The organism is Streptomyces sp. NPDC014733, from assembly GCF_043083385.1.
In the GTDB taxonomy this organism is placed as follows: Bacteria; Actinomycetota; Actinomycetes; order Streptomycetales; family Streptomycetaceae; genus Streptomyces.
In genome coordinates this window covers 48,135-63,222 of sequence record NZ_JBIBYO010000007.1, presented here as the reverse complement: position 1 = coordinate 63,222, position 15,088 = coordinate 48,135, and the positions used below count along the sequence as shown (strand labels likewise).

Below are 15,088 nucleotides of genomic sequence, written 5' to 3'. Positions count from 1 at the left end.
CCGAGGGGAGCGGCGGCCCGGCCCGTAAGGGGTGAGGCGCCGGGCGCTCCCCGGGGGCGAGCATGAGACCGCCCCTCTCCGGGGAGCACCCCCCGGCGGGCCCGGGTCACCGCCCGCCCCGTCCGCACCGCACGCGACCGGAGCCCGCCATCGACGCCACCCGAACCGAACCGGCCCCCGCACCCCCGGCACAGCCCCCCGCGCCGCCCGCCGGACGGCTGCGGCACACGGTGGTGTGGGCCCCCGCCGTGCTGATGGGCGCGCTCGGCGCCTGGGGGCTGCGCCGCGACGGGGCGATGTGGCGCGACGAGATCGTCACGTACGACATGGCGCACCGCGCCCCCGCAGCGCTCTGGGCCACCCTCCGCCACATCGACGTGGTGCACGGCCTCTACTACGCGCTGATGCACCTCTGGTTCACCGCCTACGAAGCGGTCCTCGGGCCCGGCGGACTCCTCGGCCCGGCCTTCGGCGGCGCCGTCGGCCGTACCCTCGGCGAGGACGTCATCGCCCTGCGGCTGCCGTCCCTCGCCGCCATGACCGCGGCCGCCGCCGGCGTCGCGCTCCTCGGGAACCTCCTCGTCGGCCCCCGCACCGGCCGCTGGGCCGGCATCGCGTTCGCGCTGCTCCCGCCCGTGCAGCAGTACGCCCAGGAAGGCCGCTCGTACGCACTGGTCTGCGCCCTCGTCGTCTGGGCCTGCTACCTGCTCGTACGGATCGCGGCCCGCACCCGGCGGGCGCCCGGCCGCTCGTGCCGCGCCCTGTGGGGCGGCTACACGGCCCTGATGCTGACGGCGTGTCTGTTGCACGAGTTCGCCGTCCTGGTGGTGCCGGTGCACGGTGCCGCGCTCGTCCTCGGCCGGCTGCCGCGCCGTACCCTGCGCACCTGGGCGCTCACCGTCGCCGGCGTCCTCGCCGGACTCGCCCCGCTCGCCCTCGCCAGCACCCGCCAGTCCGACCAGCTCAGCTGGCTGATGTGGCCCGACCCGCTGCAACTGCTCACCTTCGCGGTGCTCGCCGCCACAGGCATCGCCTGCTCCCGCGCCCGCATCCGCTCCCGCGGCCCCATCGGCCTGCGCGCCCTCGGCCTCCCCCTCCTCCTGCTGCCCACCCTCCTCCTCTTCCTGCTCTCCACCGCCGAACCGACCTACGTCGACCGCTACGTCCTCTTCTCCATGGCGGGTTTCGCGCTGCTGGCCGGCGCCGCGCTGGCCCGGCTGCTGCGCCCGGTGGGGGAGGACGGCCAGACCGGCACCCGGCTACGGCGGCGCGCTCTCGCGCCGGTCCTGGTCGTCGTGGCGCTGCTGCCCGTGGACGTCCGGCTGCGGATGCCGGTCAGCCGGGTCGACGACGCCACGGCCGTCGCCCACGCCGTACGTGCACTCGCCGGGCCCGGTGACGGCCTGCTCTTCACCCCGGCCCGCCGCCGCATCTGGGTCGCCGCCCACCCCGACGCCTACCGTGACCTGCACGATCTCGCCCTGCGCCGCGATCCGGTCGCCTCCCGCACCCTCTACGGCACCGAGCGCTCCGGCGATGCCATCCGCGACCGGATGCTCACCACCCCGACCGGCCGCATCGTGGTCGTGGGCGACGGACCCGGCCAGCCGGACGACTCCAGCGACGAGGAGATCGCCAAGCGCACCACGCTCCGGGAGGCGTTCGTCCTCTGCCGGAGCCGGCCGGTGCACGGTGGCCGGGTGGCGCTCTACGCACGGGGCGAGGCGGGGTGCACGGCGCCCGTGCGGCGGTAGGGCGCCTTGGTTTCGGGGCTGGGCGGGGAGGGGCGGTGACTGGGCGCGCGGAAGGGGGCGGGGTGCCGGGCCGGGGATGTCCGACCCTTGTTGGTGCTTCGGTGCTTCGGTGCTTCGGTGCCCGGCTGCCCGTAGCGGGGAGTGGTCGGTTGAGCAGTGGGGGCGGCGGTCGGCCGTGGGGTGCGGTGCGGGTGGCCGGTGCGGGTGGCCGGTCAGCCCGCGGGGGTGACGGCCGGTCGGGCTGTCAGCCCGTCACATGCCGTGGCGGTTCGCCGTGGCGCCGCCCAGCGCGGAGTCCTGGCGGCGCCGGCGCATCGCCAGGCCCACCATGCCGAACGCCACCAGCGCGCCGAGCCCGGCGACGAGGAGCGCCGTCGGCAGATGGCCGACCTTCTCCGCCAGCCCGGCCAGCCCGTTGTCCGGCAGCATGATCGCCGTACGGTCGCCGACCACCGGCCCGGTCGTATCGGCGGCGACGGCCGCACCGGCGGGCAGCAGCAGCGCGACGAGCGCACCGGACGCGACGGCAACGGTGCGGAACACAGAGCGACGCTGGTCGGACATCGGGCACTCCTCGTCGAGACGGATCGGGCGGATCGGGTGGACCGGGCCGACCGGGTGGGTCGGACGGGACGGATCGGATGGGCGCGGTCGGGGCGGCGGCGATGCGGCGCGCCCGGCCCGTGCGCTCTCGACCGCCCCGAGACCGACCCGGAGACGGATCTCCACCGTTCACACGACCGTCTCCGGGACCGGCCCCGGACCGATTCCGCGGGCCCTACGCTACGGAGCTTGTTTCACGGGAAACCGTACGTCGTGTAACAGTCACGCGATCTCTGCGCACGTTCCCGTCACGGAATGGCCCACCTGAACCGTCCGCCCCCACACCATCTTGGGTAACTTGGCTCCGTATGTACCGATTCATGCGTGCGGTGCTGCCGGAGCCCGCGGGCCCGTGCTCCTGCCCTGTGGCGCCCGCCGCTCAGGGAAGGCGGTGACCGGATGCGTCCACGGGCCCTGGCGCCGCTCGCCGCACTGCTCCCGCTCGCGCTCGTCGCGGGGTGCGCGGGGTTCGAGGGGCTGCAGAACGACGGACGGGCCAGAGAGGTGAAGGCGCCGTTCGCGCTGTGGACCGACCACTCACCCGCTCCGCCGAGCCGGAGCGACAACCCCGTCGCGCTCGAACCCGTACCGCACATCCCGCGCATCCCGAGCGGCAACATCGCCGACGCCGACCCGCGCACCGTCCTCGACGCCGACCTGGCCGCCGACGGGCGGAAGCCACCGGCACCGGGCTCCGTGCGCCGCCCGGTCCTCCACGACCTCACCGATGACGGCAAACCCGAACTGATCATGGCCGTGGACCTCGACGACCGCACCAGCGACCTGCGTGTCTACAGCGTCAGGCACCAGGTCGTCACCCGCGTACTGGCCCTGCGCGGCGTACTGGCCGGCGTCGAACTGGCCGCCGGGCACCTCGTCGTCCGCGAACCCACCAAGGACCCCCGCTACGTCAGCGTCACCGACTACCTCTGGGACAAGGACCGGATGACGCTCTGGGACCTCACCCTCGACGACGCCCGCAAACCCCAACCCGCCCGCAGCGGCACACCGGAACCGATCCCCCCGGTGCCGCCTGCCGGGGCACCGGGGGCGGGGGCACCGTCTGCGGAGTCACCGTCTGCGGGGGCGCGGTCTGCGGGAGGCCGGGGTGAGGGCGGGCCTGCGGGCGAGGCCGCTGTTGCGGCTGGCGCGGAGGCCGATGCCGCGCCCATCGTCGAGGCCGCTGCCTCGCCCGTCGCTGCTGCCTCGCCCGCGGCTGCTGTTGCCTCGCCTGCCGCCGGTCCCGCGGTCGCACCCGTCGCCGAGGCCGATGCCGCGCCCTCGCCGCGTGGAGCGCGGCGATGAGCCCGAGGGGAGGGTGGCGATGAGGTGGCCGGGGCGGCGGCGTGGGAGCCTCGGGGGGCCTCCCCCCTCCCCTCCCGCCCCCACCCCTCCCCGCCCCTCACCCCACCCTCGTGCCACCCCGCGCGGCGTGCCGGGTCGGCTGGTCGCGTTGGGGCGTCGGGCGGTGCGCCGTGCGGCGGTCTCCCTGCGGTGGAAGATCGCCTTGACGGTGACCGCCGTGTGTTGCGCCGTCGCCGCGGTCCTCGGTGTGCTGGTGCACAACGCGGTGGCCCGTCAGACCGTCGGCCAGGTACGCAAGGAGACGCGCGCGGATCTCGACATCGCCCTGGACCTCTTCGAGTACGGCACCTCCCGCGAGGGCATCAACTCCGTCCTGGACCCACCCCAACTCCCCGACCCTCTACGCCGGCTGGTCCGCAGTGGCCGGCAGGGCAGCATGGTCGGTACGTATCACGGGCATCCCGTCATGTGGGCGGCGGCGCCCGCGGGCGATCAGATCATGGCCGTGTGGTCGCCGTACGGGAACACCAGCCGGTCCCTGGAGAAGTTCGACACGGCCATCCTCGGGTCGGCGGTGCTGGCCGCGACGGCGGTGGCACTCGCCGGACTGTTCCTCGCGCACCGCATCAGCCGCCGGCTGACGAGGACCGCGGCCGTCGCCCGCCGGATCACCGCGGGCGACCTCGACGCCCGGGTCGGCGCACCACCGGGCGACGGGCCGGACGCGTCCGCCAGGGACGGCGCGTCCGGCGGCGACGAGGTGGCGGCGGTCGCCGCGGCGCTGGATTCGGTGGCCGGTTCGCTGCAGAGCCGGCTCCAGGCCGAGCAGCGCTTCACCGCCGATGTCGCGCACGAACTGCGTACCCCGCTGACGGGCATTCTGGCCTCGGCCGCTCTTCTCCCGGAGGGCCGTCCCAAGGAAATGATCAACGACCGGCTGCGGGCGCTGCACCGGCTCACCGAGGATCTGCTGGAGATCTCCCGCCTCGACTCCGGCGCCGAACACGCCGATCTCGGCTCCTACGATCTGGGCACGCTCGTCGAACGCTGTGTGCACGCCACCGGGCTCGACACGGAGGTCCGGATCGTGTCCTCCGGTGTCGTGGAAACGGACCGGCGGCGCCTGGACCGCATCCTCACCAACCTCGTCCTCAACGCGCACCGTCACGGTCGCCCGCCCGTCGTGGTCACCGTCGACGCGGCCCCACCCGGCGCGCCGACGATCGAGGTACGCGATCACGGCCCGGGCTACCCGGACGATCTGCTGCGCCACGGCCCGCGGCGCTTCCGCACCGATGCGCCGGGCCGTGGGCGCGGTCACGGTCTGGGCCTGACCATCGCCGTCGGCCAGGCCGCGGTCCTCGGCATCGACGTCCGCTTCTCCCAAGCCTCCGACGGTGGCGCCCGCGCGACCCTGCGCCTTCCCTCGACGTCCCCCGAACACGATCACACCCCCTGATCTGCGCTTTCCCTTGCCGGGCGGAGGGCGGGGCGACCCGGAAGCCGGGCCGTTCCCCTCCCGGCGCCTGGGAATCAGGCGCCGCCCGCACCCCTTGCCGTCACCAGTCGATGTCCTCCGGCGGCTCCGGCGCGTCCCAGTCCTCCGGCGGAGGCTCGGGCAGGTCCGCCCCGGCCGGCCCGTCGAAGTGGCCCGGGCCGCCCGCGCGCCGGGAGGCGGGCGAGGCGGGCGCCGCCGCAGTCCGCGCCGCCGCGCCGACGGGCCGCCCGGCAGCAGCCGCGGCGTCCCCCGCACCCGCACCCGCACCCGTACCGGCGCCGCCCGCGAGCACCTCCAGAATCTGCGCGCCGTACTTCGCCAGCTTGTTCTCGCCCACGCCGTTGACCGTGCCCAGCTCGGCGGTGGTGGCCGGGCGGGCGACGGCGATCTCCCGCAGCGTCGCGTCGTGGAAGATCACATACGCCGGGACACCCTGCTCCTTCGCCGTGCTGCCGCGCCAGGCGCGCAGCGCCTCGAAGACCGGAAGTGCCGCCTCCGGCAGATCGACCGGTGCCCGCTTCCCCTTCGACGACTTCGCCTTCGCCGCGCGCGCCGTCTTCTCCGGCTCCCGCCGCATCGGCACCTCGCGACCGCCCCGCAGCACCTCGCCGCTCGCCTCGGTCAGCACCAGCGTGCCGTAATCACCCTCGACGGCGAGCAGCCCCTGCGCCAGCAACTGCCGTACCACGCCCCGCCATTCGACGTCGCGCAGATCGGTGCCGATGCCGAAGACACTCAGCGCGTCGTGGTCGAACTGGACGACCTTCGCGGTCTTGCGGCCCAGCAAGATGTCGATGATCTGGCCGGCGCCGAACTTCTGCCCCCGCTCCCGCTTCAGCCGCACGATCGTCGACAGCAGCTTCTGCGCCGGTACGGTGCCGTCCCAGGTCTGCGGCGGCGCCAGACACGTGTCGCAGTTGCCGCACGCCGTGCTCTCCTGACCGAAGTAGGCCAGCAGCCGCACCCGGCGGCACTGCACCGTCTCGCACAGCGCGAGCATCGCGTCCAGATGCGCCGACAGCCGCCGCCGGTGTGCGTCGTCGCCCTCCGAACCGTCGATCATCTTCCGCTGCTGCACCACGTCCTGCAGCCCGTACGCCAGCCACGCCGTCGAAGGCTGGCCGTCGCGCCCGGCGCGGCCCGTCTCCTGGTAGTAGCCCTCCACCGACTTCGGCAGATCCAGATGGGCCACGAACCGTACGTCCGGCTTGTCGATGCCCATGCCGAACGCGATGGTGGCGACGACGACCAGGCCGTCCTCCCGCAGGAAGCGCGACTGGTGCGCGGCGCGCGTCCGGGGGTCCAGCCCCGCGTGGTACGGCACCGCGGCGACGCCGTTCTCCGCCAGGAACTGGGCGGTCTTCTCCACCGAGGCGCGGGAGAGGCAGTAGACGATGCCGGCGTCCCCGGCATGCTCGGTGCGCAGCAACTCCAGCAGCTGGCGCTTCGGCTCGTTCTTCGGCGCGATGCGGTACTGGATGTTGGGCCGGTCGAAGCTCGCCACGAAGTGCCGGGCCTCGCCCATCGACAGCCGCGAGGTGATCTCGGTGTGCGTCGCCTCGGTGGCCGTCGCGGTCAGCGCGATCCGCGGAACCTCCGGCCACCGCTCGTGCAGCATGGACAGCGCCAGATAGTCGGGCCGGAAGTCGTGGCCCCACTGGGCGACACAGTGCGCCTCGTCGATCGCGAAGAGGGAGATCTTGCCGCGGTCCAGCAGGCTCAGCGTCTGCTCGACGCGCAGCCGCTCCGGCGCGAGATACAGCAGATCCAGCTCCCCGGCGAGGAACTCCGCCTCCACCAGCCGCCGCTCCTCGACGTCCTGCGTGGAATTGAGGAACCCGGCCCGCACACCCAGCGCCCGCAACGCGTCGACCTGGTCCTGCATCAACGCGATCAGCGGTGAGATCACGATGCCGACGCCCGGCCGCACCAGCGCCGGGATCTGGTAGCACAGCGACTTGCCGCCACCCGTCGGCATCAGCACGACGGCGTCTCCGCCGCCGATCACATGCTCGATGATCTCCTGCTGACTACCGCGGAAGGCGTCGTAACCGAACACCCGGCGCAGCACCTGCACCGCTTCGCCCACATCCGGCTCACCCACCATCTCGCTGCCTGCGCTTCCTGCCACGTCGACCTCACCCATGCCTGAAGCGTACGAGGAATCCACCCGACCACGCCGAGCCTGTGGACAACTCCGCTCCGTGCACGCCACCCGGCCCACGGCTCTGCAGGGGCGCACGCGGGCCGGACGGACATCCGCGCAGCTCAGGCGGGGTCACGGATGCATCCGCGCCCCCTTGACCACCTTGTCCACCGCGTTGCGCGGCCCGTACACGGCCAGCCCCACCACATCCAGCAGATCCGCCGGTGCGGCCCGGACCGCCGCGCACACGGCACCCCGCACGACACGGTCTCCCTGCTCCCGACCCACGTCCCGCACAACGGCTCATCCGCCACCGCACGCGGCTTCCGCAAGCGCATCCTCCACCTGGACCTGGCCCAGCTGGACGAGGGCTTCATCGGCCCCCGCGGTGGACGGCCCGGACCTCGCCGACCCCCTGCCGCGGAGCCGCGTCGGCCAACTGCACACGGCCCTGGCGGCCCCGGGCGACGAACTGGAGGCCGAGAGTCGCCTCGCCCCGCACCGCCAGCTGACGGCCCGCCGCGTCGACCGCGCCCGCCGTCTGCTCCTCGACGGACTGCCCCAGGCGGAGACGGCGACCGCGAGCGGCTTCTGTGACCAGCCGCATCTGACCCGCCACTTCACACGGTTCCTGGGCGTCACCCCGGGCCGCTTCGCCCATGGGCTGTCAACGGGGGCGCCCCGCACAGGAACATGAGGACGAACGCGACCGCGCCGTCATCCGCGGATGACGAACTCACGGCGGCACGCATGCAGGCAGATGCATCAGAACCGCCACGGCCGACTCTTGGGAGCTGCCGAGGGGAGAACCGATGCGGCGCCATTCCTCTCGACCATTCGGGAATGTGGACCCCATGCGGACTCCGGACAGAACAAAGCCCCCCGTCCAAATGAACGAGGGGCCTTCGCATGTGCTCTGACCTGCTACGCAGTCAGTGCCCCCGGCAGGATTCGAACCTGCGACACCCGCTTTAGGAGTTTTCCCTGGGCGGGGCTACGACCTGCGCGAACATTGCCTCCAACGCGCCTGGCCTGGGGAAAACCCTCTCTGTAGTTCTCGAGTGTTCGCGGGGTTTCCCGTCCTCATATGTGCTGGATCCGTTCTGCAGACACCCCACGCACGTGCTTCTCTAAGGACTGTCCCGTAACCGCTGATCCTAGGTACAGGAGATCACGGCTGGCGGAGCGGCGTTCGGAGGCTGTGGTGAGCTTGGGGCAGCTCGTAGGCCCTTCCTCACGGCTATCATCTGACTCAGCTTCGGCACATCCCTTGGGGGAAATCGATGTTCGAGACCGCGATTGAGTTCGTCAGCGCCTACCTCATGAGCAAGGCCACAACTATGCTGGATCGCGCCGGTGCCGACGCGGACAGCCTCTTCGACCGGAAGCTGGCGGAGTTCTACGACTGGGCCAGGGAACGCCTCTCCGGACTGGGAGCGCGGGGAGAGCGGTCGCTCCGCATGCTTGAACGAGCGCCCGAGGGAGTGGACGAGCGGGCCCAGCTCGGCGAGGAGCTGGCGCGCGCGATCGATGGTGATCAACTGGCGCAGGATCAACTCCGCATGCTACTAGCAGAGTTGGAGCAACTACGGCCCAGCGGAGCAACCGTCCGCGGCTCCGTCCGTTCGGGCGAACTGGGCGGCGGGCAGGTTGGTGTCCTGGTCGAGGGGACTGCCGCGGCAGGCGACCAGATCGAGGGGACGGCTGTCGCCGACCGGGTGCTCTCAACCGGTACGAATGCTGGCGTTGTGTATCGGCCGGGCGGCGTGCCGACCAACCGTTGAGCGCCGCACTCCCGCCGTCCACACCGGCACGCGATCCGGATCAGATCGGGTTCGTCGGGCGACGCTGGCTGCTGAAGCGGGTGACGGGCTGGGCTGATGGTGGCGACGGCGGTTTGCTGCTGATCGCTCCACCGGGGACGGGCAAGACCTCCATCGCGCGCGAGCTGACGAGGACTTGGTCATGTGCCGCGCCGCTTGGTGCCGTGTATGAGTGTGATGTGTCGCGCCCCGGCAGCTCGCTGGACCCGCTGACCTTCGTGGAGCGGATCTCGGAGCAACTCATGCACCGGTTACCCGAGTTTGCCACCGATCTGAAGTGGGTGCTCGACGAGCTGGCCAGTGTCACTCGGCCCCTGGTCGAGCTGAAGGGCACCGCGCGTGCCGATCGGGTGGAGCCGGGTGGGCTGAACATCGGCGTCTACGCCTCGCTCTCGGATCTGTCGCCGCTCGAAGCTGCCGACCGGCTGGTACGCCGTCCGCTGGCGCGCTGGGCCGATCGACACCCTGGGGTTCGGCCAGTTGTCGTGGTGGACGCACTCGACAACTGCTGCGCCCATCCCTCCCGCATCAGCATCACTCAGGTGATCACAGCGCTCGCCGACGCCCCCGTGCGCTGGCTGCTGACTGCCCGCCCCGACCCGCGAACCCTCGCTCCATTGGTCGGATTCCAGCGCGTCGATCTGCTGGCCGACTGTCCGCCGGCCGTCAACGATGTCATCGAGTACGCGAGCCGATTCCTTTGCTCGCGACCGGAGACGCAGGATCCGTCGGCCCGGTCCGGTGATCTCGCACGAGTGATCGCCGATCGCGCGGCAGGAAACTTCCTCTACGCCCACTACGTGCTGCGTGATCTCGTTGACCGGGCCGGGGCGCTGCGCTCGGCGCTGGCCGATCCCGCCGGTTTGAGCATGCCCGCTGGCCTGGGCGAGGTCTATCGGGATCTCCTCAGCTGTGAGCTACGTCGTGAGGACACACCTGGGCAAGCCGAGCGGTGGCGGAGGCTCTACCGGCCGATGCTCACCGCGCTGGCGGTGGCCGCCGAACCAGGATTGATGGACCGCCAGTTAATCTTGCTCACGCCGGACGGCGTAGCGCCAGCCGACGTGCGCGAAGCGCTACGGGCCTGCCGGCAGCTTCTCCGGTCGGACGGATCGAGCGTTACCGGACCGTGGGCTCCCTACCACCAGTCGTTCCGCGAGCATCTCCTCGGCGGCCCCGAACCCATCGCCGAGCCCTGGGAGGCGCATCGGCTCGTCGCTGACGGACTGTGGGAGGAGTGGGAAGGAAACTGGGCGCGGGCCGACGCATACACACTAGAAAATCTCGCCACCCACTACGTGTCCGCGATGGCGGACTCGGCGGCGCCGCGACGGCAACGGCGAGCAATGGCCGACCGTCTGGTCCGACTGGTCGTCGATCCGAAATACCTCGGCGCCAAGGTGTCACGACTCGGACTGGCCGAAACCCTGCGGGAGCTGCAGCATATCGCCGCAGCGCACGTGGAACCTCACTTCGGCCCCGCCATCGATCTTGGACGCACCGTTCGCCATCTGCTCACGCTGCTGCGTCGCGGCGCCCATGTGATCGGCCTCATCGACGGCGACAGTCCACCGGGAATGCTCGCCCAACAGCTACACCAAGGTGCGGTGGTCCTCGGACTCAAAGATCTGGCAAAGGAGTTCAGCGCCCACCTGGATCACTTCGCACTGCCCTCCGCGCGGCTGCGCTGGCACACCGGCGATGAGTCCGCGCTGTACACCGTGCTTAGTTGCAATGCTGCCGACTTCCCCGAGGCGCTGGCCGGCTGGCCGGACGGGCGGGTAGCCGCCGCCATGACTGACCTGAGTAGCGGCACTCTCGAGGGGCAGGTGCTGGTCTGGGACCTCGACCGACCGAATCACCCTCTTGTCCTGCGCGGACACCGCGGGCGTGTCTGGCACCTGTGGGCTCTGCAAGGCGACCGGATCGCGGCTCAGACCCCGTTTGGCACCTGGCTCTGGGAGCTCAGCTCACCTGATCAGCCGATCGCGCTGACCTGGTGCGATGGCTGCTTGGTCGAGCTGCCGGACGGACGGATCGCCTGCGTGACCACGGGCGGAGTGCGGGTCTGGGATCCGGGCGCGCCCGACCGCTCGCTCATTCTCGGCGGCGAACGGGTCCGCGGGCTGCTGGCCCTGGCTGACGGCCAGCTGTGCGCCCTGACCAGCGCCGGCCTGCTGCTCTGGGATCTCACCTGCCCGCAACGCCCGGTCACCCTCACACCGGTCGACGACTTCAAGGCACTGGTGGCCGTGCCCGGTGGCGGCCTCGCCGCGGTGCGGTCCACCGGTTCGGTCCACTGCGACGACGAGACCGGTCACGCGCGAAGGTGGCTGAGGTCCATTGACGAGGTCTGGCTCTGGAATCCGGAGCGGGCGGATCCCGTCGTGCTGCAGGACCGCTGGGACGAGATCGAAAGTCTGGTGGCGCTGGGGGACGGCAGGCTCGCCGTCGCCCGATGGTGCGGCGTAATCCACGTCATCGACCCCGTCCGGCCTGACCAACGAGTCGACCTCATCGGTCTGGACTCCACCGCTAAGAAGCTACTCGCGCTGGACGACGGAAGGCTCGCAGCTGTCGCGGACGTCGGCTCGCAGATCTGCGTCTGGAATCTTGACCGCCCAGAATCGCCACAGATCCTCACGGGGCACTCCAGCCGGATCTCCGCGGCGGCTACGCTGCCGGGCGGTCGACTCGCCTCCGGCTCGCACCCGTCGGATGTCAGGGTCTGGGATCTCAGACAGCCGCCACGGCGGGCCGTACTCCCGGGCCACAATGGACGCGTCCAGGCACTGCTGGCGCTGCGTGAGGGCGGGTTCGCGTCGGCTTCGGGGAAAATGCTGCGAGTCTGGGACACTTCCGCTCCGGAAGACTCAGTGGAACTCGCTCCCGCGCCATCGGAGATTTCCTGCCTGACGCAGCTGCCTGGGCGGTTGATCGCAACCACCGTGGCCGACGGTGTCTGGGAGTGGGCCCTGCGGGGCTCGTCCCGACCGCGCAGGCTACCCGGTGACGCTAGCTGGAGCCGGACTCTGGTGCCGCTCCCCGCCGGAGGACTGGCGGCCGGAGCCGGGTACGAGGTCCACGCCTGGGACACGAACCGGCGCTTGACCGTCCTGGCTGGCCACAACGCTGATGTCTGGCAGCTCGTCGCCCTACCGGACGGCCGGTTCGCCTCAACCGCCGGGGACACCACCGGTCGTAGCCCACGCTCGCAACGCGCCTGTGACCTCCACGTCTGGGATACCAGGCAGTCGACTACGCCTCTCATCCTGCGCGGACATACCGAGTTCGCCTGGGGGCTCACGGTGCTGCCGGACGGACGGCTCGCATCCGCCAGCGACACCGAGGTACTGATCTGGGATCTCGACCGCCCGGAGGACCCGCTCGTGCTGAATGGTCACATTGGTCACGTGTACAACATCACCGCGCTTCCCGGAATGCTGGTAGTGGCTACCACGCACGGCCTCTGGCTCTGGCAGTTGCACGATCCGCTGCTACCCACCCAGCTGTTCTCGAGCGAAGCGGACGCGCTGGCCGTCCTGCCGGGTGGGGTCATCGCCGCGGCCACCCGGCAGGACGTCCGGCTGTGGGATCCTCGCCAGATAAAACGTCCCGCTGTCGTCATTCCAGAGCGCGCCCACGTTCTGCTGGGCATCGACAACGGTCTGATACTCGGCGGTGACAACGGACGCGTCTCCTATTACCAACTGCGGGACCTGACCTGATGTCAGAAGTCGAATGCCAGACTTCCGACGCGACTCGATCGGCTCTTGCGGTGTATCGCAAGGCGGAGTGGCGTCCCTGTATCGGGCGTACTGGGGCGAGCTCGGCAACGCGGCGAAATGCGGCGCCTGGGGCACCCCTCAGTGTTAGCTGGGGGAGCGCCGCAGCCCACGCCGACCACCGGACAGCGCACCTAGCGCTGGCGGTCACCGATGAGTCGCGCGACGAGCCTGGCGTCGGCGACCGGAGAGGGGAATGCCGCGGTATGCGGTGGGCTACCAGGACGCCAGTGGTTATGGCGGTCATCAGCCTGGTGGTTTCGCCGTGCCCATGACCTTGGTGACTGTGATCTCGATGACTACGCGTCCCGGGTTGGGCCGCAGCTGCTTGTACCGCTGGGCGTAGCGCCCAGCGGCGTCTGCGACCGATTTCGGGAGGGTATGTGCTGCGAGCTGCGTGATGAGGCCAGTGTCGTCGTCGAGTAGTGGCAGTTGCTCGGTTCGTACGCGCCCTCGCTCGATGCAGCAGTGGAAGACTATTTTTCCTCCTGTCCGCGCGGCCGTTAGCCTGGAGGCCGGTGGGCTCGGCCAGCGGCTCCAGCTTCGGCACGCTGTTCCACGGCTCACCCTGTCCCGTAAATGATCTATGGCGTGCGCGTTGACCGGTCTACGCCGCGGGCCACCCAGCCATCCGCGACACGAACCTCATTTGCGGGACAGCCCTTAGAGGAGCTAACACAATGCTTGGACTCGTCTGTAGGTGATCATGCAGCAGGCGAGTTTGAGGAATGCCTCGTGGATGTCGTCACGGATGTCCCAGCGGATCCGTAGCCGTCTGAAGCCGTGGATCCAGGCGTTCGTGCGCTCGACGACCCACCGGACGGTGCCCAGGCCGGATCCGTGGGGCACGCCCCGGCGGGCGATGACCGGCTTGATGCCACGTTTCCACAGCAGGCGGCGGTACTTGTCGTAGTCGTAGCCGCGGTCAGCGAACAGCTGCCGGGGGCGGTGGCGCGGTCGGCCGGTGACTCCTCGGATGCGGGGAATCGCGTCGAGCAGGGGCAGCAGCTGGGTGACGTCGTGGCGGTTCCCGCCGGTCAGAGTGATGGCTAGTGGGGTGCCGTCTGCGTCGGTGATGATGTGGTGTTTCGAGCCGGGCCGGGCGCGGTCGACCGGGCTCGGCCCGGTTTTGGGCCGCCCCGACGGGCCTGCCGGTGCGAGCCGTCGATCACCGCCCGGGACCAGTCCAGCTTCCCGCGCGGTGCAGCTCGGTCAGCAGCACCTGGTGAAGCCGGTCCCAGACGCCGGCCTCGTGCCAGTCCGAAGCCGACGCCAGCACGTCATACCGGAGCCGAACCCGAGTTCCTGCGGCAGTCACTCCCATTGAATCCCGGTATGCAACACGAACAGGATGCCCTGCAGACAGCCACGGTCGTCCAACGGCAGCCGCCCCGGGTTGCACGACCGGCGCCGCCTGACCGGCAGCAACGGCTCGACACGCGCCCAAAGATCGTCCGACACCACCCACGGTGGACCATTGCCCTTCCCCATACCCCGCCCAACGACCCACCCAGGCACCGGACATGGCCTCCCCAGCTCTTTCTGTTAGCTCCTTTAAGGCACCTCTGCGTCGCGTGGATTCGGTGAGACTGTCTCGATGGACGAAGCCCTAAAGCACTTAGTCGCGTTGCTAACACGCCTGTCCCTGTTAGGCGTTCCTGGCGGTATCTGGTGGCTCTGGACGCACCCTCAGTCGCGACCGTCGCTCTGGGCGCGTCGCTATGTGGTGGATCCTCTGGTCAACGGCTACGCAGCGTGGATCGATCGGAGGGTTGACCGAAGGTTGGCGAATGCGTGCCGGAATCTTCCACCGAGCTTCCCCGGCGTGCCGTGGCATGAGTGGCGCTATGTAGATACTGCGGTGAGGCGGTGGTGTGCCTTTGCCCCATGGGTAGCCGCTTTGCAGGCCCTTGTGCTGGTAGTTCTGGCAGCCGCGCTGCTCAAGGTTCGTCTGATCACGAAAACAGCTTGGCGCGTTTGGAGCGCACCTCCAGTTTCGAAGGGTCCGCCCCACCTGACAGGGCGCCACTCGTTGGATGAAGGTGCCATCGCTCCGTATGCAGCCCTGGGGCACTGGATCCAGGACGGGGTCGAGTGGATGGCGAACAGAGTGGCGTCTGGGGTGTCTGCCGTCTCGCAGCCTTGGACTGATCCTCTCTCCACAGTAACGACGG

General features: G+C 70.6%; 7 protein-coding genes and 3 pseudogenes. 6 read left to right on the top strand and 4 right to left on the bottom strand.

Translation table 11 applies throughout. The annotated features are described in order from the left end of the window. The first annotated feature begins 62 nt into the window (after window positions 1-62). The gene (locus tag ACF1BH_RS17905; RefSeq protein WP_391643428.1) at window positions 63-1,754 is read left to right on the top strand and encodes a hypothetical protein; all 1,692 of its coding nucleotides are present in this window, start codon (window positions 63-65) and stop codon (window positions 1,752-1,754) included. Window positions 1,755-2,006: 252 nt separating this feature from the next. On the opposite strand, the gene ACF1BH_RS17900 is transcribed toward ACF1BH_RS17905, so the two are convergent. Then, window positions 2,007-2,318, bottom strand: a complete 312-nt coding sequence (locus ACF1BH_RS17900) for a hypothetical protein (protein ID WP_391643427.1) — start codon at window positions 2,316-2,318, stop codon at window positions 2,007-2,009. 438 nt (window positions 2,319-2,756) lie between these two features. Here ACF1BH_RS17900 and ACF1BH_RS17895 point away from each other — a divergent pair, with 438 nt between their 5' ends. Together ACF1BH_RS17895 and ACF1BH_RS17890 are read left to right on the top strand one after the other, a co-directional pair. Beyond that, entirely contained in the window at window positions 2,757-3,662 is a 906-nt protein-coding gene (locus ACF1BH_RS17895) for a hypothetical protein (RefSeq protein WP_391643426.1), read from the top strand. 127 nt (window positions 3,663-3,789) lie between these two features. Continuing rightward, a complete protein-coding gene (locus ACF1BH_RS17890; protein ID WP_391643425.1) occupies window positions 3,790-5,121 on the top strand; it encodes a sensor histidine kinase in 1,332 nt (443 codons plus the stop codon). A gap of 100 nt (window positions 5,122-5,221) precedes the next feature. Here the strand turns inward: ACF1BH_RS17890 and recQ are convergent, their stop codons facing one another. Both recQ and ACF1BH_RS17880 read right to left on the bottom strand, forming a co-directional pair. Next, on the bottom strand, window positions 5,222-7,267 hold the full coding sequence (recQ, locus tag ACF1BH_RS17885; protein WP_391643654.1) for a DNA helicase RecQ: 2,046 nt from the start codon (window positions 7,265-7,267) through the stop codon (window positions 5,222-5,224). A 171-nt stretch (window positions 7,268-7,438) separates the two neighbouring features. After that, a pseudogene (locus ACF1BH_RS17880) lies at window positions 7,439-7,549 on the bottom strand (DUF2000 family protein); the annotation flags it as partial. Here ACF1BH_RS17880 and ACF1BH_RS17875 point away from each other — a divergent pair. The 3 genes and pseudogenes from ACF1BH_RS17875 to ACF1BH_RS17865 all read left to right on the top strand — a co-directional run bounded on the left by ACF1BH_RS17875 (window position 7,514) and on the right by ACF1BH_RS17865 (window position 12,857). Continuing rightward, window positions 7,514-8,003: pseudogene (locus tag ACF1BH_RS17875) on the top strand (AraC family transcriptional regulator). The pseudogenes ACF1BH_RS17880 and ACF1BH_RS17875 sit on opposite strands and share 36 nt — an antisense overlap. A 586-nt stretch (window positions 8,004-8,589) precedes the next feature. After that, window positions 8,590-9,090 (top strand): hypothetical protein, encoded by a 501-nt coding sequence (locus ACF1BH_RS17870; protein WP_391643424.1) that lies wholly within the window; start codon window positions 8,590-8,592, stop codon window positions 9,088-9,090. Next, window positions 9,087-12,857: a hypothetical protein gene (locus ACF1BH_RS17865; protein WP_391643423.1), complete on the top strand. Its 3,771-nt coding sequence runs from the start codon at window positions 9,087-9,089 to the stop codon at window positions 12,855-12,857. Before ACF1BH_RS17870 ends, ACF1BH_RS17865 begins: the two co-directional genes overlap by 4 nt. Window positions 12,858-13,586: 729 nt before the next feature. On the opposite strand, the pseudogene ACF1BH_RS17860 reads toward ACF1BH_RS17865, so the two are convergent. Continuing rightward, window positions 13,587-14,405, bottom strand: a pseudogene (locus ACF1BH_RS17860) (IS5 family transposase). Window positions 14,406-15,088: the final 683 nt, after the last annotated feature.